Genomic DNA, 25,292 nt, shown 5'->3' with positions numbered 1-25,292 from the left:
TATGCGTTTATCGTACTTATTTTTTAATTGTAACATAATCAGAATAATCGGCCGCAATGCTTTCCAAGCTCAATAATAATGTGGCTAAAATCACTTGTGTAGTTTTAGCTTGTTCATTATTCAAATGACCGGGTAAGCGACACTCCAGATGACCACCGTTGACTGAATCAGCAGTGACCTGCGGTTTAACTGCCGCGATCTGTTCGATGCCATTAACAGCGCCGATGGCAACTGCCGAAACAGCGGCACAGACGATATCGCTACCGTAAGGGCCGGCATCAGCGTGCCCAGTTAAGCCAAAATAATGAATTACTCCGGCCTGATCCCGCTCAAATTGTGCTTGAATCATACAACCACCTATTCTTTAATTATGCGTTAACTGCGTTGATCAAGACACGCGTGTAGGGTTGACGATGGCCAACTTTGTTATGGCTATGCTTCTTAGGCTTGTACTTGTAAGTAACAACTTTCTTTTCCTTGCCTTGTTTTTCAACCGTACCCGTAACGGTAGCACCTGCTACGGTTGGTGTGCCGATCTTAGTGTCACCTTCACCACCAACCAAAACAACGTCGTCAAAAGTAACTTCGTCGCCTTCTTTAGCATCCAACTTTTCGATCCAGATCTTTTGACCTGCTTCGACCTTAAGTTGTTTGCCACCGGTTTTAATAATTGCGTACATATGCTGCACCTCCTCGTCTTAGACTCGCCGAAAACAAGTGCGGTTTCCCGACTTGAACTCGTTTCGAGCGGTTGTAGCTGTGGCAGCCACAATTACAACGCTAATATCATACCAATAATCGCCGCAAGTTGCAAATAGTTTATCACATCTTATTAATTTTTCAGATAACCCAGCGCCAAACACTGGTCATATTTGTTATTGACAGCAGTATTAAAATTACTTTATAATCAGTACTGTTGTTGTCTCGATAGCTCAGCTGGATAGAGCAACGGTCTTCTAAACCGTAGGCCGTGGGTTCGAATCCCACTCGAGGCATCATTTAACGTGGACCTAATTTTAGGTGCACGTTTTTTTTCATATTTAATTATATTTCAATTTTTCATAATAGCTATTATTTTTAATAACGGTTGATTTTTACCATCACGAGGAGACGTTAGTCATGCGCGCTAATTTAACAAATCCGCGAACTAAGCAATTGAAACAAGTTAAGATTGGCTTTTCATGGACCACATTTTTCTTTGGCTTTTGGCCGGCATTATTTCGTGGCGATTGGCTATGGGCATTGATCGGCTTAATTATCCAACTGATTATAGGTCTACCATCGTACGGTATCGGTGCTAGTATTTATTCAATCCTTTGCGCCTTTATTTATAATCGAATCTACATCAACAAACTTTTGCGCCAAGGTTATCACGCCGCCGACAGTGCAGCGAAACAAATATTACTTAGTCGTCATTTTACTTTATACGACTGATTCTAACAAAAAAGCAGACCTATAGTCTGCCTTTTTAGTCTTCCGGTATAACTTTAAGCAATTTAAAAACCTGCTCAACACTGCCAAACCGTTCCGCCAATAAGGCCGCGGTGATGCCGTAGCGCTGCAGTGAAGTTAAGCTCACTGGATCGTCAGCAAAAATTTCACTGGCCATGTTCAATAGTTCACCAGCCGATAATGATTGCGGTGCAAACGCCAAGCCAGCACCACGCTTAAGATCGTACCAGCTTTTATCATAGTGCTGCATAATTTCTTGGCGGGTGGGAAAGGCTTGCGCGTAACGATCGAAATCAGTAACAACGGTTGGGTCAACTTCCCGATAGATGGCCGCAAATTCCGGTAAAAATGTCTGGTACGCTGGCCAGTCCCACTGACCATTTGCTAATTTTTGAATAAGTCATCATTCCTTTACTCGAGCATGTCATATAAACACGCTTAGCTTGCGCGTATTAATCTAAATTGGTAAGAAAGTGCAAGCTATCGTCCAAAACTTCCGACTTTAATTATAGCAGAATTCTACCAGTGGCACTGCATTTCATGTTTGTATTTTAGCAACACTTAATCAATAATAGAGGCAAACCTATTTTGGGGGTCCTATTATTGAAAATTAATCAATTTGCACAGATTCACGTTGCCGCCGAGCAAGCGTTGACCGAATTACAGAATATTGGCCTATTCACGGCTGACGCAACGCAAAAACCGTTAGCCGCAAATTTAACTCATTTTCTACACCGCTGTTTTCCTGAAGCTGCCACTAAAAGTGGTCAGAACGAAGCCATCGCTAAGCTTTTACTTGATGAACAAACAACTGGCAGTGACTTTTTAGCCGCACCTACAGCCCTTTCGGCACAACAATTTTATAATCTAGCCTTACAATTACTTGGTTTTGAAGTTGGCAGTGACTTTGATCTGGCCACGCCATTTAAATTTATGCGCGCTAGTCAGCTTGTCTTCGACGCGACTGATCCAGTAGATAATACAACTTTGTTGACCAACATCTACCTATTATTAACGACCCACAATAAGTTGGGACTGACTTTCTTGGATGATCTAGCTAACCGCGGTTTTTTTGCTGATTATACTGGACCACGGCCGCTTTTCTTCAATGGTAAGGCTCAGGCAGTTTTTGATACGCATGATTTGATCAAAGAAGTTGTTTACATCGAGGCGCCACTGGATACAGACCAAGATGGCCACCGCGATCTATTGGCCACCACGATTTTTCGGCCCCGGGTCACTGACGATTTAAAAATTCCGGCCTTATATACCGCTAATCCCTATTTTAAAGGGATAAACGCTGTTGATGCCATGTTACATGATGTTGATCAAGCGTTACCCGTCAAGACGGCTGCTGTTAAAACGCCAGCAGCACCGGAACCGGCTATTCCGGCACCGCGAAAAGTTGCCGGTCAAGCAACCCAAACGGAAAAAACCGCCACTGATCTTAGTAGTTATGCTTTAAACGACTATCTATTAGCCCGTGGTTTTGCAACAGTTTATGCCGGTGGGATCGGCACCCGTGATTCTGATGGCATTCGCACTTGCGGCTCAGTAGCCGAAACTGTATCGACCATTGCCATTATTGAATGGCTAAACGGTAAACGCCGCGCCTTCACCAATCGTACTGATAATATCACCATCAAGGCCACTTGGTGTAACGGTAATGTGGCGATGACGGGTAAATCATACCTTGGGACTTTGGCTGTAGCGGCCGCAACAACGGGAGTGGCCGGCTTAAAAACTATCATTGCGGAAGCCGCGATCTCCAGCTGGTACGATTATTATCGTGACAATGGCCTAGTTGTCGCCCCCATTGACTGTCAAGGTGAAGACACTGATGTACTGGCTGAGCTCTGCTTTTCGCGGCAAAAAGACGCCGCCGACTATCTTAAAGTCAAACAAATTTTTGCCGCTGAATTGGCTCAATTGCGCCAAGGGCAAGACCGTAAAACCGGCAATTATAACGATTTTTGGGACCAACGTAACTATCGACGCAATATTGGTCACGTCAAAGCCGATATTGTCATGGTCCACGGGCTTAATGACTGGAACGTTAAGCCGCGTAACGTGGAAAAGCTGTGGCAAGCCTTAAAAACGACCGGCGTGCAGCGGAAGTTAATTTTGCACCAAGGGCAACATATCTATATTAACAATATGCCGTCGTTGGACTTTAGCGATATGATGAATTTGTGGTTGAGCTATGAATTGTACGGTATCGCTAATAACGCGCCGGCTGTACTACCTAATGTGATCATTCAGGATAATTTGCAACCCGAAACCTGGCGTGGGCACCACGATTGGGCACCAGCTGACCGTAAGCGGCAATTATATCACTTTACCCCTGCGGCCTTAACTCTAGAAGAGCCGACTGATGCCGCTTTTGTCAGTTTTAAAGACGACAATCGCCGGTTATTTGAACAGCAGCAACAAGATGAAGCCCAATGGCGCACTGATTTTATTGCCGAAAATTCTATCTATGCCACAAATCAGGTACGTTTAAAAACCGCACCGCTGGCGCAACCGCTGATCATTGATGGTAATATTATTGTTACCCTACAGGCTGCCGTTGACCAACCGACAGGGCTGCTCAGTGTATTAGTTGTCGATTACGGGCGGATGCAGCGCCTAGGGGCCGACCCAACATTGCTCGATCGGCAGGGCTACCGGCTCGATCCAGCCGGCCAAACCGATAAATTAGTGGAATTCAGATTACAGCCGGCCACCGATTTTAAAGTTATCACCCGTGGCCATATTAATTTGCAAAATCGGCAAAGCAACCGGGTGAGTTTGCCGGTGGTGCCTGACAACTTCTATACGGTTAATTTTGAATTGCAGCCTACTCATTTCCAAGTTGCTGCTGGTCATCAACTTGGTGTCATCGTATACGCCAGCGATATGGGGATGACCCTGCGACCGCAAACCGTTGCTACCTACCAGCTGGACCTAAATGCTTGCCAATTAAGCGTGCCCTTCACTAAGCATTAACAGTGACAAAAAGAGAATGTGCCATAAGGCTGCCTTGTGGCATACGTTTTGGCGATGTTGTTCGGCAGTACAAAAACGGAGCTGCGCTATTAGGTCCCAGCTCCGCAAAAAAACGAAGTCGTTAAAACGGCTTCGTTTTTTTAATTTCCCTATTCATAACTAATAGAGTTATAAGTATTGATCACGTTCCCACTGGGAGACGACTTGACGATATGAAGCCCATTCTAAACGCTTAGACTCCATAAAGCTTTGGTACAAATGACCACCCAGTGCAGTGCGTAACACTTCATCATTTTGCAGGTCTTTCAATGCATTGTGCAAAGTCGAAGGTAGATCCGTGATGTGGTTTGCCTTCAATTCATCTTCATCCATCCGGTAGATATTGCGGTCAACGGCAGGCCGAGGTTCGATCTTGTTGCGAATACCGTCTAGCCCTGCTTCCATCATTGCCGCAATAACCAAATACGGATTAGCCGTTGGATCGACACTACGCAATTCTAAACGAGTGGATAAACCACGTGCTGCTGGTACCCGGACCAATGGCGAACGGTTTTTGCCGGACCAAGCCACATAAACCGGCGCCTCAAAACCAGGAACTAAACGTTTATACGAATTAACGGTAGGGTTGGCAATGGCCGTTAAGCCCCGAGCATGGTTCAACAAACCAGCTAAGAAATAATAAGCTTCGGTTGAAAGTTGCATTTCATCTTTGGCATCAAAAAAGGCATTACCTTTATCGTGGAAAAGTGACATGTTCATGTGCATGCCTGAACCGTTGATCCCATCAAGTGGTTTTGGCATAAACGTTGCGTGCAGCCCATGCTTACGGGCAACGGTTTTAACGACTAACTTGAAGGTTTGGATATCATCAGCGGCTTCTAAAGCATCCGCGTACTTAAAGTCGATCTCATGCTGACCCGGAGCCACTTCATGATGACTAGCTTCCACTTCAAAGCCCATATTTTCCAGTTCCAATACAATGTCGCGACGACAATTTTCACCAAGATCGACCGGCGCAAAGTCAAAGTAACTGCCCTTATCGTTAAGTTGCAGTGTAGGTTCACCTTTGTCATCTAGTTTGAACAAGAAGAATTCCGGTTCTGGCCCGATGTTAAAATCAGTATAACCTGCCGCTCGCATCTCGTCGATCACGCGAATTAAGTTATTCCGCGGGTCACCCATAAATGGTGTGCCATCTGTGTTGTAGATCCGGCAGATCAAGCGTGCAACCTTCCCGTGTTCAGATCCCCATGGGAAAATCATCCAAGTATCTAGGTCAGGATATAAGTACATATCACTTTCTTCGATTCGGACAAAGCCGTCAATTGAAGAACCATCGAACATCACTTTGTTCTCCAACACTTTATCTAACTGATCAACTGGCACTTCAACGTTTTTGATCACGCCGCCAATATCAGTAAACATCAAACGGAGAAACTGAACATTTTCATCTTGCGCAATTTTACGGATCTGATCTTTAGTGTAGCTTTTTCTAGCCATGGTCATCGCTCCTTCAAATTAGTAACCAAAATTAACATCACCTGTAGCTGTCCTTAAAGCGGTTTGTGCGTATGAAACAGCGTTGAGTGGCCCTGTTCATCATTGTTTAGCCGGCCCTGTTGTAGAAGTTCATCGTGAAAAATGCGCCGAACATCCTCGTCAGTTACCGGACGTTTCAAGGCAGCTTGTTTCTTTTCCTGCTCCTGTTCTTGCATTTCGTAAATATGTTTGATCCCAGCCATATTAATGCCTTCTGCGAGATAATCCTTGATCTCCAATAAAACATCAATATCATTCAGTGAATACATCCGCCGATTACCGTCGTTGCGCTGAGGCTGAATCAATTGCTGCTCTTCGTAATAGCGAATTTGCCGAGCAGTCAGGTCAGTTAATTTCATTACCGTACCGATCGGAAAAACAGATAATGAACGCCGTAATTCCTTCTCTTTCATAGCGACCCTCCTTTTAAAGACAAACTTATCATAGCAAGCTGTAACTCGTTTGTCAACAGGAGATGTTATGTTTTATAACATAAAAAGTGTGTTTTTATTTCTGGCTAAAAAAGACGGCGTTGACCGCAGCGGTGATCGCTAATTGAACGTGCTCAAAGGTCAATCCGCCTTGAATATACAACGTATAGGGTGGCCGCAGCGGACCGTCAGCCGATAATTCGACACTAGCCCCTTGAACAAAGGTTCCGGCCGCCATAATGATCGGATCTTCGTAACCCGCCATTGCGCTAGGAATCGGGGCCACATAAGCATCAATCGGTGAAAATTGCTGAATCGCTTTAGCAAAAGTAACCATAGCCGACGCGTTGCCAAAATTAACCGTTTGGATCAGGTCAGTCCGCGGTGCTTGCCAAGTTGGGTGTACGTCTAACTTTAATTGGCCTAATAATGCTGCCGTGAAAACAGCGCCCTTAAGCGCTTCGCCAACAACATGGGGCGCCAAAAAGAAACCTTGAAACATGTCACTTAGATTATTCAAAGTTGCAGCTTCATCGGCACCGATCCCAGGCACGGTTAATGCATAGCCAACTTTTTTGACTAGATCCCGCCGCCCGGCAACATAACCACCGGTTTTGGCGATCCCCCCACCTGGGTTTTTGATCAAGGAGCCAGCCATTAAATCCGCACCAACCGCCAAGGGTTCCTGAGTCTCCGAAAATTCACCGTAACAATTGTCCACAAAAATCGTGACATCTGGCGCTAATTGGCGCACCGCTTTGATCATCGCCGCGATCTCAGCGATCGTAAAGCTGTCCCGACTTGCGTAACCCCGGGAACGTTGGATCGCCACTACCTTAGTTTGCGGCTTCAAATGGGCCGCAATTTGCGCCACTGCAACCTTACCAGCAGTTGTCAGCGGCACATAATCAAAGCTGATCCCGAATTCCTTAAGCGAGCCGACACCATTACCGGCTACGCCGATCACTTCTTGTAAGGTATCATACGGCATCCCTGTTAAATAAAGTAACTCATCGCCTGGCCGTAATAAACCGAAAAAGGCGGTACCAATGGCGTGGGTCCCAGAAACAAATTGTGGCCGAACAATCGCCGCTTCACCACCAAAGGCCTGTGCATAAACTGCATCTAATTGATCCCGACCTTCATCGTCGTAACCATAACCGGTGGTACCAGCAAAACTAGTGGCCGCTACCTGCTGTTCGCGAAAGGCAGTCAAAACTTTGTGCTGATTATACAGCACTTGTTGGCCAATTTTGGCGAGCTGGGGTTGGATCTGTACATTGACCTGGGCCACCAATGCCTGTAATTTAGGATCAAGTTGTTGCCAATTTTCTTCCATGATAAATCTCCTTGTTGTTATTCTGATAAAAACTGTGTCACATCAGCTTTGATCTGGGTCAACTGCTCAGGGTGCGCCAGTAGATCATACCAATGCGTCGGCAGCTGATTACGGAAAAAGGTTAATTGCCGTTTGGCAAAATGCCGTGAGTTTTGCTTCACCTTGGCCACCGCAGTCGCCAACGGGATCTCCCCCGCAAAATACGGGAAGAATTCTTTGTAACCGATAGCCTTGCTCGCCTGTGGTGCTTGTTGGCGCCGCTGATAAACGAAGCGCGCTTCCTGCAATAGACCAGCGGTAAGCATTTGTTCAACGCGCTGATCAATCCGTTGATACAACTGCTCGCGGGCTGTAGTCAAACCGATGATAAAAGGTCGATAATGCGCATTAACTTGATCCGTTTGCGCGGAAATCGGCTTACCGGTCAGCTCATAAACTTCTAAGGCCCGAATCAGGCGGCGACTATCGCCAGCCGGAATCTTTGCGGCACTACTAGGGTCAACTTGGGCCAGCGCCGCCTGTAACGCCGCCACACCCTGTTCAGTGGCAATTCGTTGCCACTTGGCCCGGATCATCGAACTGCCAGCACTAGTGGCCCCACCTAAATGATACCCACGTAATAATGACTGTAAATAAAACCCTGTACCACCAACAATAAAGGGTTGCCGCTGGCGTTGCGCGATCGCCGTGATCGCCTGGTCAGCTAACCTTTGAAAATCGGCGACGGTAAACGGTTCAGTCAGCGAGCAAATATCCAACAAGTGATGGTGAATGCCTTGCATTTCTGCCGGCTGAATTTTGGCCGTGCCAATATTTAATTCCTGATAAACTTGCATCGAATCACCAGAAATAATCTCCCCACCAAAAGTTTGGGCTAAGGTTAAACTTAATGCCGTTTTACCTACGGCGGTCGGGCCAACGATCAAAATGATTTTCTGTTGTGGCATGGTGACTCCTCCGATCATTTTTCTGCTTACGGTATAAGAAAAGGCTGACGCCAATCAGTAGATTGAGCCAGCCTTATTTTTGCTATTTACGCTTGGTCTTCCCGTTCCAGTCCTGAAAACCACGTTTCAACCAGAAAATATGTTGGTAACCTTTGCGGTGTAGCTGGATCGCAGCTCGTGTGCTTAGAGTCCGTCCTTGATCGTATAAATAAACTGGCAGATCAGCACGAATTTCACCAAAACGCTGCTTTAATTGCGAGTACGGTAAATTGCGGGCACCGAGAATATGACCAGACACAAAATATTTACTTTCCCGTAGATCAATGATCTGCGCTTTACGCATACCCGCATTAAATTCTTCTTCGCTTAATTCTGTACCGACACGCTTACGCTGAATCATCAGGTAAACCTGCTGTCCCGCTAAAAAAAGCAGACCCAAAATAACCAAAGCTTCTAAAATAAAATTCCAATTCATGACCAACTAACCTCCCTGAAAAAGTACCACCTAAACAAATTCTAACGCTAACGAAGCGGCGCCGATCACACCGGCTACGTTACCTAATTCCGCTAATTTTAATTGCGTCGTATCCCGAACCTGGGGGAAGGTATATTCATTGAAATAGGCCTGTACTTGATCCAACAAGAAAGTTCCAGCCGCCGAAACGCCACCACCGATCACGATGAACGCAGGATTTAGGGTATTACCGACATTACCCAAAGCGATGCCTAAATATTTAGCAACCTTATCCACGACCATAACGGCCAACGGATCGCCTTGTTTGGCCAAATCAAAGGTAATTTTAGACGAAATTTCGTTGCCGTCATCTAAAATCTGTTTCAATTGTGACGTGCCCGCAAATTCTTCAGCCATATCTCGAGCAACACGCACCACGCCGGTAGCAGAAGCAACCGTTTCTAAGCAACCTTTTTTGCCACAAGTACAAAGGTAACCTTCCGGATCAATGGTCACGTGCCCAATCTCACCAGCAGAACCGGCAGTACCATGCAGTAAATGGCCGTCAGCGATAATGCCGCCACCAACACCAGTACCTAAAGTAACGAAGGCGACGTTATCATCATTGTTACCGGCACCCTTCCAGCGTTCGCCTAAAGCCGCAACGTTGGCATCATTGTCAATGGCAAATTTGATTCCAGTACCCGCTTCGATCTCTTTTTTCGCCTGTTGCAAAGTTTTCCAATTTAAGTTATACGCACCGATCACCGTTCCTAGCGCCCGATCAACGGTACCAGGAGAACCCATCCCAATACCAGCAAATTGATCTGCCGTCATATCGTATAGTTTAACGTGATGATTGATCGAAGCAATAATATCGGGAATAATGTGCGCCCCTTCATCCAGAATATTGGTATCAATGCTCCAACGTTGCTGAATATCACCTGCCACCGTTAGAATCGCGAATTTTGTGGTTGTACCACCAAGGTCAACGCCAATTAATTTTTTATCCATGTTTGTCACTTACCTCCAGTTTGTTTTTCATGTCGTTCTTCAACACGATGTTCCCGTTCAAGGACCATTTTGGCACGAAGGTAAGTGTCATGATCGACTACGGCTGCTTCGTACAAATGATCTAACTCGATCGCCATCAATTCAATATCCCACAAACGTTTACCAAGATGCACAAAGATATTGTATTTTTTGAGCAATTGTTGAACATCATATAATGTTTTCATTTTGCAATAACCCCACAATTATAACGTGAAAGTTCATTTAGTAAACCCTAAATAAAGGAAGAAAACGCTGGCTGCCACTAATACGATTCCAGCCACGATCCGCCGCAACTTAGAAACACTACGCACGCGGGGCACACCGACAACATTAGCGATCAAAAAGCCACCAAGTAAGCCACCAACGTGCCCAGCGAGATCAATCCCCGGAATAAACAGATCAAATGCTAAGTTCAAAATAATGAACAAACCAAACTGTTGCCCGACTGCTCGCAAAGCGGTATTTTGCCGAAAGGCCTCCATCAGCATGAAAAAAGCGCCGAATAAACCAAATAGCGCCGTGCTGGCACCTACTGAGATTCCCGTATTAAAGACAAAGCTTGCAATATTACCGGTGATCCCACTTAATAAATAGATCACCGCAAACCGCCAATGACCGAATAATTCTTCAATCTGCATTCCAATAAAATACAAGGTGACCGAATTGACCGCGATATGTGTCAAGCCGCTATGCAAAAAAATCGGCGTGATCAGACGCCACCACTCGCCTTGCTGGATCAGCGGATTGACTTTAGCCCCAAAATAAACCAACACACTGGTATTTTGACTGCCACCAAAAAGGGTCAATACCAAATAAACTAAAATTTGTAGGCCTAAAAAGAAATACATCATACACGGGCCGTTGCGCCACTGTCTCAATGTTCGCTGCATTATTTTCACCTACTTACGGTAATAACTTGATCTACCGTGATATCAAAGGGTTCTACTGGCCAGTCTGCCGTCACATAAAACTGTGGTGTTAAGGCCAAACTGACAGTTGTTTGCGGATGTTGTGCCAAAAAGCGATCATAGTAGCCGCCACCAAAACCTAACCGTTGCCCAGCGGCAGTAAAAGCCAGCCCAGGTAACAACAATAAATCAAATTTAGTGACCACAAGATCAGCTTGATAAGCAGGTTCATACAAGCCAAATTTACTTTTAACTAACGGCGTTGTGCTGGTATACGGTAAAAAGGCCAACTGCCGTTTAGGCATGACTTTAGGGACATAAACCTGCTTTTCAGCCGCCCACGCCTGTGTGATTAAAGGCTGTGTCGCTACTTCTAAAGCCTGGCTGATGGTCAAAGCCACCGTTGTTGCTTGTTGCCACTGCGGTAACGCCAACAATTTTTGCTGCAACTGCTGCTCTTCCTGGTTTTTCGTCGGCAATTGGGCCATTTTCTGGATCAAAATTTGCCGTAACGCTTTCTTTTCCATCTAAATCAACTCCCCGCAATCGCCTTCCTAAAAAAATAAGCCCGGGGATTAGCCCGAACTTACTTGCACGCGACGCACTACTCAATGAGTAATGGCGCTAATGCACACATTTACCCAGACACGCTAAGTAAACGCGCAATCGGTATTACTTAGTTTCGCGATGTAACGTAACTTTCCGTTCGTTTGGGCAATATTTATTTAATTCCAACCGATCAGGATTGTTACGACGATTCTTGCTAGTTAAGTAGTTGCGATGATGACAATCTGTGCATTCCATCGTAATGTTGACACGCATATTGAAATCCTCCCTGATATTTATATTTTTTTCGACCTTCGTCTCAAACGAGTATTAGTTTATCATTTTTTGCCAACGCTGGCTAGTCCTTTTGGCAAATAATGTAAAGTAAATTAGCTTTACAGCCTAAATTTAAATTATTTGAAACGTCAAGAAGCTATTCTACCAGAATTTTGCGTTAAACGCCATTAACTTGTTGGTCACTGATCAGTGAAAAATAACCGTTTGTGGTTGTACCTTCAATCAAAGTGTTTTAAGATCGATGTAGAGAGAAGGCATGCACCATGTTGGGTTATGTTTATTTGGGGATCGCAATTATTGGTGAATTGATCGGAACTAATTTACTTAAAGTTTCCGCTGGCTTTAGTCACCTGTTACCGACGGTAGGTACATTGATCGCCTACGGTTTTTGTTTTTATTTTCTATCCTTATCGATCAAAACGGTGCCCCTGAATTTGGCCTATGCCAGCTGGGCGGGTTTGGGGTTGATCTTAACCACAGTTATTTCGATTTATCTCTGGCATGAACCTTTAAATGCGATCGGCATTATTGGCTTAGTTTTGATCGTGGCCGGGGTTATTTTATTAGATGGTTTTGGTACTGCTTGAGCAACGAGCGCACAATTATTTTAATTGCGTTGTCTGCCAATTGCTTTAGCATCAAGGTGGCTAAAGCGTTCACTGCGGTTAGTTGGTAAGCGCGTACTAACCCTTTATGACATAACAGCAGAATTTTTTGACGATACGCATTATTTTTGCAATCAAATTGAAATATTAATTTTACGCAGCTTCTTTGCGTTCACTATTAGAGTCAGGTATGATAGTTCTTAAGTTAGAACCTTTGTTATTGGAGCGATAAATTCATGAAGCGATTCATCAAGATGCAACAGTTAGCGATCATCGTCATTTTGGCGGTTATTTTATTAGGCCTCGGTTATCGCCATATCGTTAATGCCAAACAAACAATGGCGCCACAAACGACAACAACAGCTAGTTCATCTAAAGTAGCCAGCTCGACCAAAACCTCATCTTCGGCGACGCCTACAACCAAAACACAAAAGCAAACCATTGATTGGCGTGCGCCTTCTGAAAAAAAGGCTTACCCAGATCTTAAGCAACATCCGCATGTCTGGTTAGACGTTTCTCAAGGCAAACAGCGGGTCTACGTAAAGGATGGCAATCAAGTTCTTTACACAATGTATGCTTCAACTGGGATGGATAATACAACTCCTAACGGCACGTACAGTATTCAAGCTGAACGTGGTGATCACTTTTTTAATCACAAACTAAACGAAGGAGCCAACTATTGGACATCTTGGTCCGGCCATGGTGTCTACCTTTTCCATAGTGTGCCCACCGATGCCAGCGGTAACTATAACGTTGCTGAGGCCGAAAAGCTTGGTCATAAGGCTTCCCATGGTTGTGTGCGCTTAACCATTGCGGATGCCAAATGGATCAACACCTACATTCCCTTTGGTACTAAAGTTGTCATTCGTGCATCTTAACCACACAAAAACAATTAAAGCGCCGTTGAAAGTAACGAAACCTACTTTCAACGGCGCTTTTTTAACGCTGTAAATGGTGCATGTTCAAAATTTATTCTGGATCGTGTTAATATTTTTCAGCAAAACAGAGATCGTACCATCCGGATTATTCACAAATTCGATCAAATCAGAATTTTGATAAATATCAACCGGGACGATCAACTCGATACCGTTATCTAATTTGAATTTTTGCTTACTGACCTTAGTTTCAAACTTATGCGTCAGATCTGCTTTACGTCGCGGAACCTGTGCTTGGGCGACCTGCTGATCAAACTCCTGCTGCGCCGCCGGATTTGCTTTGAAAACTTGGTCACTCACATAATCAATGTCTAGCGTATTATTTTCGCTTAAGCTTTCGTAAACCGCCTGCTTAAGATCAGCAGTCGTGGTCACAGGATCTTGATTATATTTTTCGGCCACGGTTGCCACCGCCTGCCGGACTTGCTTAACGCTTGTGGTCAATGTCGGCGCCGCAGCGACCTGCAGAAAATCACTGGCCACGTACGACCGTTTTTCGCCGTCAATCGCATAGGCCTTATCCGCCAGAAAATACTGACCGCTTTCCGCGGCGATCATTACTCCTTCGGTGATCGTCTGCCCGCTTGCCGGCAACACGGCCTGATTTAAAACGATTTGATTGGCCACCGCCTGGTCAGCATAATTCAAATAGTGAATAAAATTCTGACGTTGATTAAGCTTCAAAATCGCCCAGTAATCGTGCTCATCAACCGTTAATTGTGCGATCAATAAATCGCCACTGACAATCTCGCTATGCGGTAACGTGAAATCAAAGAAACGATGCGCCAGCTGCTGACTGCCAACAATAAAATCAGTTGTAGATTGACATAATTGCCGTACAGGGTTTTCCACTGGTAAGGTACCATTTTGATTATCCCGGCGTAAAAAACGAGTACATAGCTGTTCGATATATTGTCCAACTCCAGCTTCACTTAAATCTAAGATTTGTTCTGAGTAATAAGCAGTCGCCGTGGCCGGATCAACAATGTGTAAAATTGCTTGATTAATTTGCATGAATAAACTCCTATTGATTTAATTAAGTCTGCTCCAATTAATAAAGCCGCAACCAAGTTTTAAACCGGTTGCGACTTTATTTTATGACTAATTCGTTGTACTTGTCGATGTTGACGTGGTTGTGGTTGAAGTTGTTGTCGTGCTAGTACCGCTAGACGTCTTCACGCCATTGTCCTTGAAATAATTACTGAACATTTCTTGGGCGACCTGCGTATTATAATGCGAACTGTCAGCGTTAGTCGAAATATTAGGGAAAACGACTGCCACTGCGATCGTTGGATTACTTGCCGGCGCATAACCAACAAAGCTAGAAGTCAAAGTTTCTGGCGGATTAGCATTATTAGGATTCGACGAATCATAATAGAAGGTTTGCGCGGTCCCGGTTTTACCGGCAATAGCTGGCGTAAAGTTCTTCAAACTATGGGCAGTCCCCCAAGCCATGCTACCATGAGTCACGTTATAAAAACCTTCTTTAACCACGTTGATCTCCGCCTGCGTGGCCCCGATTTTATTCAAAACGGTTGGCGTTGTGGTCGATTCTGTACTGCCCAAGCTACCATCCTTACTATTAGTGCTGCGAATTGATTGCACCAAGTAAGGCTTCATTCGGTACCCATTGTTAGCGATCGTGGATACATATTGACCTAATTGCATAACGGTATACTGATCGAAATTCCCGTAGGCTAAATCAAGCGACTTAACCACATCGGTTGTTGGGCCCGTATAACCAGACACTTCACCAGGTAAGTCGATCCCGGTTTTTACCCCAAGACCGAATTGATTGAAGTATCCCCGTTCCTTGGCAAAAATCGACTTATTCACACTAAAATACTGATTTGCCTCATATTTCGCGTTGCCTTCTTTCATGGCCAAACGCATCATATAAATATTTGACGACACTTCCAAAGCCTGTTGCGCATCTAACGATGTATACGTACCGGCCGAATAAACCGCCTTTTTAACTAAACCACCAGAGAAATATAACGGCGTATCCGATAACGTATTATTAGTTGGTGTGATCACACCATCCATCATTCCACCAAGCACCGTTGCCCCTTTGACAACCGAGCCCATGGTGAAAGTTTGGTTGATCACGCCTAGTGCATCATCAGAAGTTTTACCAGTTTTTGGATTATAGCCTAAGCCAGCCATTGCTAAAACGGCCCCGGTTTTCGGATTCATGGCCACGGCGTAAGCACCATTTGAATACTGGGTCATCCCTGCTGACTTAGCAGAACTGAACACGCTCTTTAATGTGGCTTCAACTTGCTTTTGGTACTTGGAGTTGATCGTTAAAACTAAGTTACCCCCTTGTTTACCAGAATAAAGTTTCTTACTGCTGGTCACTTTATTACTTGCATTCATGGTCACTTGGGTCTTGGCCTTGGTGCCCTTCAGCACGTCTTCATACTGCTCTTCCAAATAACTAGTGCCGACCCGGTCATTACGCGAATAACCTTGGGTCAGATATTCATCTAACTTATCACTTGGCAGCCCGGATTTTTCGGAAGAAACACTCCCAAAAATACTGCGCATGGAATCGCCATTTGGATAAGAACGTTCCCAGTCTGACGCAATATTAACACCCGGTAATTCCGTTAAATGCTCACTGACCTTAGCAACTTCGGCTTCACTCACACCACTATTCTTAACATAAACGGTCGATAATTGATACGCACCACTCATCGTCTTGAAGATCTGGGCAGCCTGCCGTTGCTTTTTAGTAAATTTCAGATCACTGGCCTTAACGGCAGCCATTTCCCGCTTATAAAGTACCTTTTCACCAACTGAATCGCCGTTGGCATCAACTTTTTGGCTGTGCGGTAAGCTATTGTACACCCGCTTCAAATTCTGGGCGTTGGCCAAATAAAAATCAACCTTATCCCGGTGAGTTAGCTGATTAACATCAACGCTGATATAACCCGCCAAACGATTGGCGATTTTATAAATATCCGTAGACAAAACGTTGGCGTCCTTGGTGTAACTGATCGCGTTATTTGCTTTATTGCCGACCATTACCCGACCATTCGAATCATAGATCATGCCCCGCGGAACTGTGCTGCTCACCGTTGTTTTATCGGTTTTCTCAACTTCAGCTTCAAATTTAGAACCGTATAGAATCTGCAAATAACCTAATTGAGCGATCAAAGCCGCAAATAAGATAAAAACGATGAATAACAAAAAATTCAGTCGAAAAGGAATACTCGACTGATTTTTAGCTGGTCGATTAGATTTTTTTCGCAAAAATTTCACTACCGATTTCTCCTCTACTTCACAATTAAGGTCACCGGTTCAACTCACAATAAAAAGCGTTACGTTGAAACCCAGCGCTACTTTCAAACGATTAAAATAGCAATTACTTTTAACTTAACTTATCTGCTTATCAACAGGTCACCGCTATTATTTCACGTCCCGTGACCTTGCGCAACTCTTATTAATACTAGCATATCGCCAAATGATTTTAAAGCGCACAAAACCTAAGATTAACTTAATTATCGGCAGTCTATTTTCTAAACCTAACTTAAGAAACGGCGAAAAAACTTGCAGCTGACCGCTGGTTCACTTATGCTTTTAAGCATAGAAGAAAATGTTGAGGTGGAAAGATTGACACGACTGATAAGTTTTACCAAACGACACTATCCACTGCTACTCAGTTTTTGGCTGCCATTTTTATTAATGGGCGGCTACTTTGCGGCCCGCCAAATGTTTCCGTTTGGTCACAGTAGCTTGCTGACCGTGGATCTAGGCCAACAATACATTGATTTTTTTGCGTTTTATCGTGATACCTTACTGCATCATCCGAGTCAGATCCTGTATTCTTTTAGCAAGGCCATCGGCGGCGATATGTTCGGTGTTTGGGCTTACTATCTATTCAGTCCCTTTAATTTGATCTTATTGTTAACCCCAGGTAAATGGCTGACTGCTGGAATCATGCTGATCACCTTGATGAAATACGGCTGTGCCGGCTTAAGTTTCGGTTGGCTATTAAAAAAAACGGCTACCGCTAAGGGACTCTATATCCCGGCTTTGGCCACCAGCTACGCGTTAATGGGTTGGATGGTCGCCAATCAACTGAATTTGATCTGGTTAGATGCTGTCGTTTTACTCCCGCTGATTGTTTTAGCCGTGGAACGTCTCTTTACTGGTGCTAGCTACTTACGCTATAGCCTAATTCTAGCGGCGGCCTTGATCATTAACTACTATATGAGTTACATGATCTGTTTATTCTTAGCGCTATATATTTTATGGGCGCTGGCCCGACACTTTACTAGTTGGCGTCAAACTGCCCAGGTCTTCGGTAAATTTGTGCTAGGCTCGCTGCTAGGCGTGGCCGCAGCAGCCATTGTGCTACTGCCAACTTTCTATTCATTGACCCAAAGTAAAGCGCAATACACTGTGACTACGGTTCATTGGAAGTTTGAATATGCCCCGTTAAAAATGCTATCTAAATTGATCGTTGGTGCCTTTAATTTCGATCAAATGCCAACCGGCTTCCCCAATATTTTTGTTGGCTCCATCGTTTTAAGCGGCTTTTTATTGTACTTTGGTTTGAAAAGTTTGCGCTGGCGGGAACGGATCGCTGCGGCCATAGTCACCGCCATTTTACTGTTATCCTTGTGTTTCGAGCCATTAGATCTTTTGTGGCACGCTATGCAGTTTCCAATTTGGTACCCTTACCGCTTTTCCTTTGTGGTTTGCTTCTGGTTTGTGTGGCTCGCCGCCATTAGCCTACAACATTTGCCCCGCTTGCAACTGCCCGCCGGGATCGTTTTAGTTGGCCTGTTTGCCGCCAGTTTTTATTACGTTTGGACTAACTTGAAATCTTTTAATTACCTCAATCAAACCGCAGTCAAACTAAGTCTGCTTTTTACTGGTTTAGCGCTTGTTTTATTGGCCTTTAAGGCAACGCCCTCACCGCTACTACCCTTTACCATCTTGGCCTTGGTGGTGGTGGAAATGGGCGCCAACGCAATTCTAAGCCTGAATCAAATCAGTTATGTGAATCAGGCCGATTATGCTGACTACACAGCCGATTTAGTTAAGGCCGTCAATAAGGTGAAGCAAGGAACTCGCAACACTGATTTTTACCGCTTAGAAAAAACATTTATGCGCACCAAAAATGATTCCATGGAAGCCGGCTATAATAGTGCTTCCCATTTCAGTTCCACCTTTGAATCGCGGATCCCTAACTTTATGGGTGCAATCGGGCAGCCGGCCGGTGATGGTTTCATTGCCTATGCCAACGGAACGTTGTTTAGCGATGCCTTTCTAGGCATGAAATATTACTTAGCGCGTAACTCCAGCTGGATCGAATCGCCAAGCCGCAATAACAATCCGTTATTGCCCCCGCTAACCGATAAACCTGATCTCAGTTATTACAACCAAACTAAACAAACAAAACAAATCAAGATCTACAAAAATCCGTACGCGCTGAATCTTGGTTTTGCGGCATCTGCTAAAATACTGAAGGCCAACACCAACACCAGTTATCCCACAGTTTACCAGTCCAATGTGTTCAATGCGCTTGTAGGTACGACTAATTACACAGCCCTTTTTACACCAGAACTGTTTAATACCGTCACGTACAGTAACGTTAAGCAACGCAAGGCGCCACTGACACAGACTTACCGCAAAATCAAAAAGAATAAGCCGGCAACCATTACTTACACGTTTACACCACCAACTAACGATCCCTATTATTTAAGTATTGGTTCAAATCTGAATAGTAAGGCTGTCAGCTTTAGCGTTAACGGTAAGGCCCTGCAACAATACGATACATTCCGCGACACCGTGATCGTCGACTTGGCCGCGGCACAAAAAAATAAACCGCTTAAGCTAACGATCACTTTGAACCAAAATGAAGTTTGGCTCCAGAATTTTCAACTTAATCATTTCCATACAGCGGCCTTTAGTGCCGGTATTCGCCAGTTGCAGGCTTCACCATGGAAACTAACTAAGAATCAAAATATTAATCTCAGTGGGCATATTACTATTGCTAAGGCCAAACAAGTAATGATGACTACGATTCCCGCAACAGACGGCTGGCGTGCAACCGTCGACGGTAAAACCGTTAAAATAAAAACTGCGCTAGACACCTTTATTGCCATCCCTTTAAATAAAGGAAGCCATACCGTGACGCTACGTTACTGGCCACCTTACCTCAATCTTGGCATACTGATCACCGCCAGCACGTTGGGCATTGATCTTGGCTACGCCTACTACCGACACCGGCGCCGTAAAGCACGCACCCATTTATTTTAATCTGCAACCAAAAAAGTTCGGCTACTGATCAAAATGCATTGATCATCAGCCGAACTTTTTTAATCCGCAATTTTATGCTTTAAGGCATAGATCGCAGCTTGGGTGCGATCTTCCACTTGTAACTTAGAAAGAATATTAGAAACGTGGGTTTTAACCGTTTTTAAGGTGATAAATAAATCATCAGCTATTTCTTGATTACTTTTACCTTTGGCAATTAATTTGAGTACTTCAGTTTCCCGTTTGGTTAGATCCTCATAGAGATTGGGCTCAGGTCGTTGCGTCAGGCGATGCATCATCTTGGTAGTCACTTCAGGCTCCAAAACAGACTCGCCATTGTTGGTCGCTCGAATCGCATCGGCAATTTCTGCTGCCGTCGAAGTTTTTAAAATATAACTTTTGGCGCCAGCTTCAATTGCTGGATAAACCTTTTCATCGTCGATAAAACTGGTGACGATCAAAATCCGGGCTTCTGGCCAAGCAGTCATGATTTTTTGCGTCGCTTCAATCCCATCCATCACGTCCATGACGAGATCCATCATGATCACATCGGGCCGCAATTCCAACGCTTTCTCAAAGCCAACCTTACCATTTTCGGCTTCACCGACCACTTCAATATCATCTTGAACAGCTAAATAGCTGGCCACACCGATCCGCACCATCTCATGATCATCCACCAATAACACTTTTATCAACGTAATCCACTTCCTCTTTTTGCCAAGTTAATTATCAAAAAACTGGAACCCTTTTATTGACCGTTTTTTAGTGTTTCTTCAGCGCGGACTAACGGTACCCGGATCTCAACACTAGTGCCCTGCTTAGGAAAACTAATAATTTTTGCGGTACCACCGATACTTGCCGTTCGTTCGCGAATATTATTTAGCCCGTAGCTGCCGGCATGATTGCTTTTTTGCATATCAAAACCAACTCCATCGTCAACGACTTTTAGCACCACCATTTGTTCGACTTGTTTTAAGTATACTTCAAGTGACTTGGCTTGGGAATGGCGTAATGTATTTGACAGTAGCTCTTGCACGATCCGGAATAAATTATCTTCCACACCGCTAGTCAGTTGCACATCATTGATGTCCCATTGGATTTTCAACTGAATCTTAGTCGTTAATTCTTTCAACAATTGAATGATCCCTTGCCGTAACGACTTACCCTCTAAGCTGATCGGCCGCAAATGTAACAGCAACGCACGCATCTCGGACTGCGCTTCATTAATAATAGTCTCCACCAGTTTTAATTGTTTATTCAGTTGGGCGGCTTTGTCCGGATTACCGGCGATCTCATTCAACGCTGACAGCATCATCATGGCCGCAAATAACTGTTGACTCACTGAATCATGTAATTCACGGGCCAGCCGGTGCCGCTCCTGAGTCAAAATTTCTTCCTTGTTCGCGCCATCGACTAGTTGGGGGCGTTCACTGTAAGTTTGAATTTCTTGCTGCAAACTGATCATTTTTTGCCGTAGTTTTTCCACGCTGGCGTCAAGATCAAAGGTAGTTTCTGAAGCCGGTTTTTTGAAAATATCAGCTTCATACTGACCAGTACCTAGTAGCGCTAATTTTGATTCAACTGGCCGCATTTGTTGCCGCACCAGTAAAAAGCAGATCATGGTGATCACGCCCCCGGTCAGCAAAGAACCAACGATCAAATAAACGTAGATCGGCAGGTACATCAATTGGGCGGTAAACAAAGTGATCAACCAATCAGATTGATCGACTGCGTAAAAATACGAAAAAAAGAGTGCATTCAGCAAAATAAACGATAACAGACTTGTTATCGCAAACAGGAAACCTTGAGCACGTTTACTCATACGAAGATCACCTCTAAATCCCCAATGAGTACATTGGTCAACAGCTTGATCCGCCGATCATTTTCATCGTAATCTTGACTATAGAGTTTTAACGCGGTGTTACTCATTTTATATTGTTTATTATTGAAAGTCACACTGCCGACTAGTGCAGTGTGATCCAGCATAACTGCGGTCCCAATGGGAACCAGGATTCGGGTACGACCAACACCTTTGCGGATCACGATCGTATTATCGGCCTTAGGTAGCAAGGTATTGCCAAGATCCACGATCGTATCACCAGCGACTAAAACTAAATTAATATCATTCCATTCAAAAACATCATTGCCGATCGTTTGGTTACCAAACCAGTTCGTCCGGTTATTTTCGCCGGCATGCTCCTGCGGATCACAGGTTTTTACGGCATGAAAGGCCTTTTTATTCCACGGCAACCAATTAAAATAAGGTCGCTGATCGTGCCAATTATAACCTTGAGCTAAGGCAAAGAAAATACCAACGATCAGCATCAACCAAATGGTCGGGTTGGTCAATAATGTGATCGCCACCGATAAAACCCCAAATAGCCAAAAAAAGCTGGTTAAAAAACGCCGTTGTTTACTTTTAATGGCCAAATGTAAACTCAATGCGCCTAGTACTAAAAAGACTAACGAAGGTACGTGAGAAAAAATTTGCCAACCTAAAGTGATCAATAGAATGGCTTCAATAATAAAAAATATACGCCAAGAACCAATTCGTCGCAATGCGTACCCTCCTTTATGATACAGAATAACGCCCTAACTTGACTTGTTTGCAATTTTAGGATCACAGGCGTTAATTTTTGCTTAATTTACGGACAACAGTTCGACTAACCATTTTGATGACCTGAACTTAGTATACACGGAAATCATTTTTTTGACGTTTTGCTTAAGTCGCAGATCTAATCAGCCTTTAGACTGAATTTTCTAAAACAAAAAGGAAACTTCCATTGAAATCAAATTCAATAGAGGTTTCCATACTTGCTAAAATCCGTTCCTTAAACTAATTTTCCGCTAAGCTGTAAATGCACCAAAAATAAATAGCTTAATTTAGTCCGTTACCTTAGTGATCTTAACTTGCATTTCACCACCTGGGGTTGCGATCGTCACCGTATCACCTGTATGTTGGCCGATCAAAGCCTTGGCGATCGGTGAATCATTACTGATCTTACCGGCAAAAGGATCCGACTCAGCAGCCCCCACAATGGTATAACTTTCTTCATCATCGTCACCGACTTCAACGAAGGAAACGGTTTTACCAACAGAAACTTCATTCGCGGCAATTGCTTTATTGTCGATCACAACCGCATAGTGAAGTTGGTTCTCAATGGTCGCGATCCGTCCTTCAACGAAGCTTTGTTCATCCTTAGCAGATTCATATTCGGAATTTTCTGACAAATCACCGAAACCACGCGCAATTTTGATTCGTTCAACGATTTCCGGACGTTTATTTACTTTTAAGTCTTCTAATTCTGCTTCTAGCTTTTTTTTACCTTCTGCAGTCATTTGAAATTCTTGTTCTGCCATGCTTATTTCCTCCTCAATGATCAGGTACCATCAACTATGATCCTGATTGTCTCCCTAATGGATTTGGCTACTGCCAAATTTTTTTACGCCAACTAGCGTACCACGCGTTTTAAAACTTGTAAATAACTTACGCAAAAATTATTTGCCGCGCTGTGTTAGGATCGAACGTACCTTAGTAACTAATAGGTCAATAGCGACTTGATTTTCGCCACCTTCAGGCACGATTAGATCGGCATAGCGTTTGGTCGGCTCAACAAACTGGTGGTACATCGGCTTGACCGTGGTTAAATACTGGGTGATCACACTATCTAAACTACGGCCACGTTCTTTCATGTCCCGCTCGATTCGCCGAATCACCCGCACATCATCATCAGTATCCACAAAAACTTTAATGTCCATTAAATCCCGTAAGCGCGGGTCATCTAAAATCAACACGCCTTCAAGAATAATAACGTCCTTCGGCTTTTGTAAAATCGTTTCCTTACTGCGATTAAATAATTTATAATCATAAACTGGCTTTTCAATTGGTTGATAGGCCAGTAACTTTTTAAGATCCGCGATCAGACGTTTAGTATCAAAGGCCAAGGGATGGTCATAATTGACCGCGCGCCGTTGTGCCATCGTCATTTCTGACTGATCATTATAATAGGCATCTTGTTCCAGCAACAACACCGAATTATCCGCGAAATGATCAAAAATCGCGTGGGAAACCGTCGTCTTACCTGAGGCCGTACCACCGGTAACGCCGATCACGATCGGTTTAGCTGGCTGAGCTTTCGTCATGGTTGCTCTCCTCCTACTCAATACTGCAAAAAACAGCCAAGAATATTCCTGACTGTTTTAAGCCTAATTATTGTTCCCGTTAGTACTTTGGATCGTACTATTGGTACTGGTGTGCTGTTCAAAGGTTTGTGAATAATAAACTTTACCAGTCTTCAAATCAGCAACAAAGTAAAGATAATCTTGCGACCGCTTAGTAGGATTCAAAACGGCCTGAATCGAATCTTTACTGGGATTATTAAATGGCCCCGGTCCATAACCTTTATTCTTATACAGATTATAGGGTGACTTAACCGCTAGATCTTTATTATACAAATGCTTTTTATGCGTATTTAAGGCGTACATAACCGAAATATCGGATTGCAGCGGCATACTTGCATCAATACGGTTAAAGAAGACACCGGCAATTTTAGCCCGATCCGTTGAATTATTACCTTCACGTTCAACTAAGGAAGCCAAGGTCAACACTTTTTGTACCGTCAGATCTTTAGCATTGATCTGCTTGTAATACGCCTGCATCACCAAATCAGTTTTTTCAACCATATTAGTGACAAGTTCTTTCAGGCTCATCCCTTGATAATAGTCATAAGTTGCTGGATATAAGTAGCCTTCTAAGTGGTAACGAACACCGCTTTGCGCCATCGATGAACTTAACAACTTCGGATATTTCTTAGCTAAATGGCGCATAAACGTTTGATCTTTCATTAACGCTAAGAACTGTTTCTTTGAAAAATGCGTTGCTTTGGCAACTGCGCTACCGACCTGTTCGGTTGTAGCCCCTTCTTTGATTAGAACGCGATACTTACTATTTTGGCTGCCACCATCCGCTAGCTTTTTAGTGACTTCTGCCAAGGACATCGACGGCTTCAAATTATAAAATCCAGTTTGAAATTCCGAAAAATTATGCGATTTAACGTAATAATTAAAGATCATCGCACTTTTAATAACTTTTTCATTCGCTAAAATAGCCCCAATTTGCTTGTTAGTCGCACCAATTGGAATTTTAACGACGACCGTTTTATTATTATCGCGATCATAGGGTTGTAATGATGAATGAACATAATTAAAGCCAACTAACCCAATAATAACGATCAACAATACTAAAATACCAACGATCCAATAAACAATTTTATCGACAACTTTTTTCTCAGCGACCCGCTCTTCCGCCAACTTTTCTGCGTCTGCTTCGAGCTGCTGTTTATCTTTACTTTGATGGTCAGGCTGATTACCGCCACGATTAGCCAAAGCAAAACCTCCCTTATTTACTAATACAAGCGTGATAAGTTGCTGGCTGTGCTTTCCGCGCAAACAAACTTGACCGCATAATGCTTGTACAATGCCTTACACATTATACAAAAAAATTCCGTTAAATGCACCCGCCCCTT

At 43.9% G+C, this 25,292-nt stretch carries 26 protein-coding genes, 1 tRNA gene and 1 other annotated feature; of the genes, 6 read left to right on the top strand and 21 right to left on the bottom strand.

What is annotated here, in order from left to right; genetic code table 11:
- Positions 1 to 16: 16 nt before the first annotated feature.
- Both FFM78_RS01455 and rplU read right to left on the bottom strand, forming a co-directional pair.
- The gene (locus tag FFM78_RS01455) at positions 17 to 349 is read right to left on the bottom strand and encodes a ribosomal-processing cysteine protease Prp (RefSeq protein WP_137636661.1); all 333 of its coding nucleotides are present in this window, start codon (positions 347 to 349) and stop codon (positions 17 to 19) included.
- Positions 350 to 368: 19 nt separating this feature from the next.
- Positions 369 to 680 carry a 50S ribosomal protein L21 gene (gene rplU, locus FFM78_RS01450; RefSeq protein ID WP_137636660.1) on the bottom strand — a complete coding sequence of 104 codons (312 nt, stop codon included), beginning with the start codon at positions 678 to 680 and terminating at the stop codon, positions 369 to 371.
- 10 nt (positions 681 to 690) lie between these two features.
- Positions 691 to 763: a sequence feature (ribosomal protein L21 leader region), on the bottom strand.
- Positions 764 to 921: 158 nt separating this feature from the next.
- Between rplU and FFM78_RS01445 the strand changes: the two genes are divergently transcribed.
- Both FFM78_RS01445 and FFM78_RS01440 read left to right on the top strand, forming a co-directional pair.
- Positions 922 to 995: transfer RNA gene (locus FFM78_RS01445), tRNA-Arg, on the top strand.
- A 124-nt stretch (positions 996 to 1,119) separates the two neighbouring features.
- Positions 1,120 to 1,434: a DUF2628 domain-containing protein gene (locus tag FFM78_RS01440; RefSeq protein ID WP_137636659.1), complete on the top strand. Its 315-nt coding sequence runs from the start codon at positions 1,120 to 1,122 to the stop codon at positions 1,432 to 1,434.
- 34 nt (positions 1,435 to 1,468) lie between these two features.
- Here the strand turns inward: FFM78_RS01440 and FFM78_RS01435 are convergent, their stop codons facing one another.
- Positions 1,469 to 1,702 (bottom strand): hypothetical protein, encoded by a 234-nt coding sequence (locus FFM78_RS01435; RefSeq protein WP_137636658.1) that lies wholly within the window; start codon positions 1,700 to 1,702, stop codon positions 1,469 to 1,471.
- Positions 1,703 to 2,055: 353 nt separating this feature from the next.
- On the opposite strand from FFM78_RS01435, the gene FFM78_RS01430 reads away from it, so the two are divergent.
- Positions 2,056 to 4,440 (top strand): Xaa-Pro dipeptidyl-peptidase, encoded by a 2,385-nt coding sequence (locus tag FFM78_RS01430; protein WP_137636657.1) that lies wholly within the window; start codon positions 2,056 to 2,058, stop codon positions 4,438 to 4,440.
- Positions 4,441 to 4,608: 168 nt separating this feature from the next.
- On the opposite strand, the gene glnA is transcribed toward FFM78_RS01430, so the two are convergent.
- From glnA to rpmG, 10 genes are all read right to left on the bottom strand, one after another.
- The gene (glnA, locus tag FFM78_RS01425) at positions 4,609 to 5,940 is read right to left on the bottom strand and encodes a type I glutamate--ammonia ligase (protein WP_137636656.1); all 1,332 of its coding nucleotides are present in this window, start codon (positions 5,938 to 5,940) and stop codon (positions 4,609 to 4,611) included.
- A gap of 53 nt (positions 5,941 to 5,993) precedes the next feature.
- Entirely contained in the window at positions 5,994 to 6,392 is a 399-nt protein-coding gene (locus tag FFM78_RS01420; protein ID WP_137636655.1) for a MerR family transcriptional regulator, read from the bottom strand.
- Positions 6,393 to 6,486: 94 nt separating this feature from the next.
- Entirely contained in the window at positions 6,487 to 7,749 is a 1,263-nt protein-coding gene (locus FFM78_RS01415; RefSeq protein ID WP_137636654.1) for a methionine gamma-lyase family protein, read from the bottom strand.
- Between the two features lie 17 nt (positions 7,750 to 7,766).
- Entirely contained in the window at positions 7,767 to 8,696 is a 930-nt protein-coding gene (miaA, locus tag FFM78_RS01410; protein WP_137636653.1) for a tRNA (adenosine(37)-N6)-dimethylallyltransferase MiaA, read from the bottom strand.
- 82 nt (positions 8,697 to 8,778) lie between these two features.
- On the bottom strand, positions 8,779 to 9,171 hold the full coding sequence (locus tag FFM78_RS01405; RefSeq protein ID WP_137636652.1) for a rhodanese-like domain-containing protein: 393 nt from the start codon (positions 9,169 to 9,171) through the stop codon (positions 8,779 to 8,781).
- A 30-nt stretch (positions 9,172 to 9,201) separates the two neighbouring features.
- Positions 9,202 to 10,164 carry an ROK family glucokinase gene (locus FFM78_RS01400; RefSeq protein WP_137636651.1) on the bottom strand — a complete coding sequence of 321 codons (963 nt, stop codon included), beginning with the start codon at positions 10,162 to 10,164 and terminating at the stop codon, positions 9,202 to 9,204.
- Between the two features lie 5 nt (positions 10,165 to 10,169).
- Positions 10,170 to 10,388, bottom strand: a complete 219-nt coding sequence (locus tag FFM78_RS01395; protein ID WP_137636650.1) for a YqgQ family protein — start codon at positions 10,386 to 10,388, stop codon at positions 10,170 to 10,172.
- A 33-nt stretch (positions 10,389 to 10,421) separates the two neighbouring features.
- The gene (locus FFM78_RS01390; protein WP_137636649.1) at positions 10,422 to 11,093 is read right to left on the bottom strand and encodes a rhomboid family intramembrane serine protease; all 672 of its coding nucleotides are present in this window, start codon (positions 11,091 to 11,093) and stop codon (positions 10,422 to 10,424) included.
- A gap of 5 nt (positions 11,094 to 11,098) precedes the next feature.
- A complete protein-coding gene (locus tag FFM78_RS01385) occupies positions 11,099 to 11,638 on the bottom strand; it encodes a 5-formyltetrahydrofolate cyclo-ligase (RefSeq protein WP_137636648.1) in 540 nt (179 codons plus the stop codon).
- A gap of 145 nt (positions 11,639 to 11,783) precedes the next feature.
- Positions 11,784 to 11,933 (bottom strand): 50S ribosomal protein L33, encoded by a 150-nt coding sequence (gene rpmG / locus FFM78_RS01380; RefSeq protein WP_010011044.1) that lies wholly within the window; start codon positions 11,931 to 11,933, stop codon positions 11,784 to 11,786.
- Between the two features lie 287 nt (positions 11,934 to 12,220).
- On the opposite strand from rpmG, the gene FFM78_RS01375 reads away from it, so the two are divergent.
- Positions 12,221 to 12,541: a DMT family transporter gene (locus FFM78_RS01375; protein WP_137636732.1), complete on the top strand. Its 321-nt coding sequence runs from the start codon at positions 12,221 to 12,223 to the stop codon at positions 12,539 to 12,541.
- Between the two features lie 254 nt (positions 12,542 to 12,795).
- Positions 12,796 to 13,437: a L,D-transpeptidase gene (locus FFM78_RS01370; RefSeq protein ID WP_137636647.1), complete on the top strand. Its 642-nt coding sequence runs from the start codon at positions 12,796 to 12,798 to the stop codon at positions 13,435 to 13,437.
- A gap of 84 nt (positions 13,438 to 13,521) precedes the next feature.
- Here FFM78_RS01370 and FFM78_RS01365 read toward each other — a convergent pair whose 3' ends face one another.
- Together FFM78_RS01365 and FFM78_RS01360 are read right to left on the bottom strand one after the other, a co-directional pair.
- The gene (locus FFM78_RS01365) at positions 13,522 to 14,508 is read right to left on the bottom strand and encodes a nucleoid-associated protein (protein WP_137636646.1); all 987 of its coding nucleotides are present in this window, start codon (positions 14,506 to 14,508) and stop codon (positions 13,522 to 13,524) included.
- An 87-nt stretch (positions 14,509 to 14,595) separates the two neighbouring features.
- The gene (locus tag FFM78_RS01360; RefSeq protein WP_137636645.1) at positions 14,596 to 16,761 is read right to left on the bottom strand and encodes a peptidoglycan D,D-transpeptidase FtsI family protein; all 2,166 of its coding nucleotides are present in this window, start codon (positions 16,759 to 16,761) and stop codon (positions 14,596 to 14,598) included.
- A 351-nt stretch (positions 16,762 to 17,112) separates the two neighbouring features.
- On the opposite strand from FFM78_RS01360, the gene FFM78_RS01355 reads away from it, so the two are divergent.
- Positions 17,113 to 19,770, top strand: a complete 2,658-nt coding sequence (locus FFM78_RS01355) for a YfhO family protein (protein ID WP_223876976.1) — start codon at positions 17,113 to 17,115, stop codon at positions 19,768 to 19,770.
- Between the two features lie 59 nt (positions 19,771 to 19,829).
- Here the strand turns inward: FFM78_RS01355 and FFM78_RS01350 are convergent, their stop codons facing one another.
- The 6 genes from FFM78_RS01350 to mltG form a co-directional block, all read right to left on the bottom strand.
- Positions 19,830 to 20,462 carry a response regulator gene (locus tag FFM78_RS01350; protein ID WP_137636644.1) on the bottom strand — a complete coding sequence of 211 codons (633 nt, stop codon included), beginning with the start codon at positions 20,460 to 20,462 and terminating at the stop codon, positions 19,830 to 19,832.
- A 53-nt stretch (positions 20,463 to 20,515) separates the two neighbouring features.
- Positions 20,516 to 21,589: a sensor histidine kinase gene (locus tag FFM78_RS01345; RefSeq protein WP_137636643.1), complete on the bottom strand. Its 1,074-nt coding sequence runs from the start codon at positions 21,587 to 21,589 to the stop codon at positions 20,516 to 20,518.
- Positions 21,586 to 22,326: a cell wall-active antibiotics response protein LiaF gene (liaF, locus tag FFM78_RS01340; protein ID WP_137636642.1), complete on the bottom strand. Its 741-nt coding sequence runs from the start codon at positions 22,324 to 22,326 to the stop codon at positions 21,586 to 21,588. Before liaF ends, FFM78_RS01345 begins: the two co-directional genes overlap by 4 nt.
- Positions 22,327 to 22,650: 324 nt before the next feature.
- Positions 22,651 to 23,127: a transcription elongation factor GreA gene (greA, locus tag FFM78_RS01335; RefSeq protein WP_137636641.1), complete on the bottom strand. Its 477-nt coding sequence runs from the start codon at positions 23,125 to 23,127 to the stop codon at positions 22,651 to 22,653.
- A gap of 138 nt (positions 23,128 to 23,265) precedes the next feature.
- Positions 23,266 to 23,910 carry a uridine kinase gene (gene udk / locus FFM78_RS01330; protein ID WP_137636640.1) on the bottom strand — a complete coding sequence of 215 codons (645 nt, stop codon included), beginning with the start codon at positions 23,908 to 23,910 and terminating at the stop codon, positions 23,266 to 23,268.
- 63 nt (positions 23,911 to 23,973) lie between these two features.
- Positions 23,974 to 25,152 carry an endolytic transglycosylase MltG gene (gene mltG / locus FFM78_RS01325; protein ID WP_137636639.1) on the bottom strand — a complete coding sequence of 393 codons (1,179 nt, stop codon included), beginning with the start codon at positions 25,150 to 25,152 and terminating at the stop codon, positions 23,974 to 23,976.
- Between the last annotated feature and the right edge of the window lie 140 nt (positions 25,153 to 25,292).

It is taken from the genome of Loigolactobacillus binensis (assembly GCF_005405165.1).
GTDB classification, from domain to species: Bacteria; Bacillota; Bacilli; order Lactobacillales; family Lactobacillaceae; genus Loigolactobacillus; species Loigolactobacillus binensis.
The sequence above is the reverse complement of the archived record's forward strand: the minus strand, read 5'-3'. Positions and strand labels throughout refer to the sequence as shown.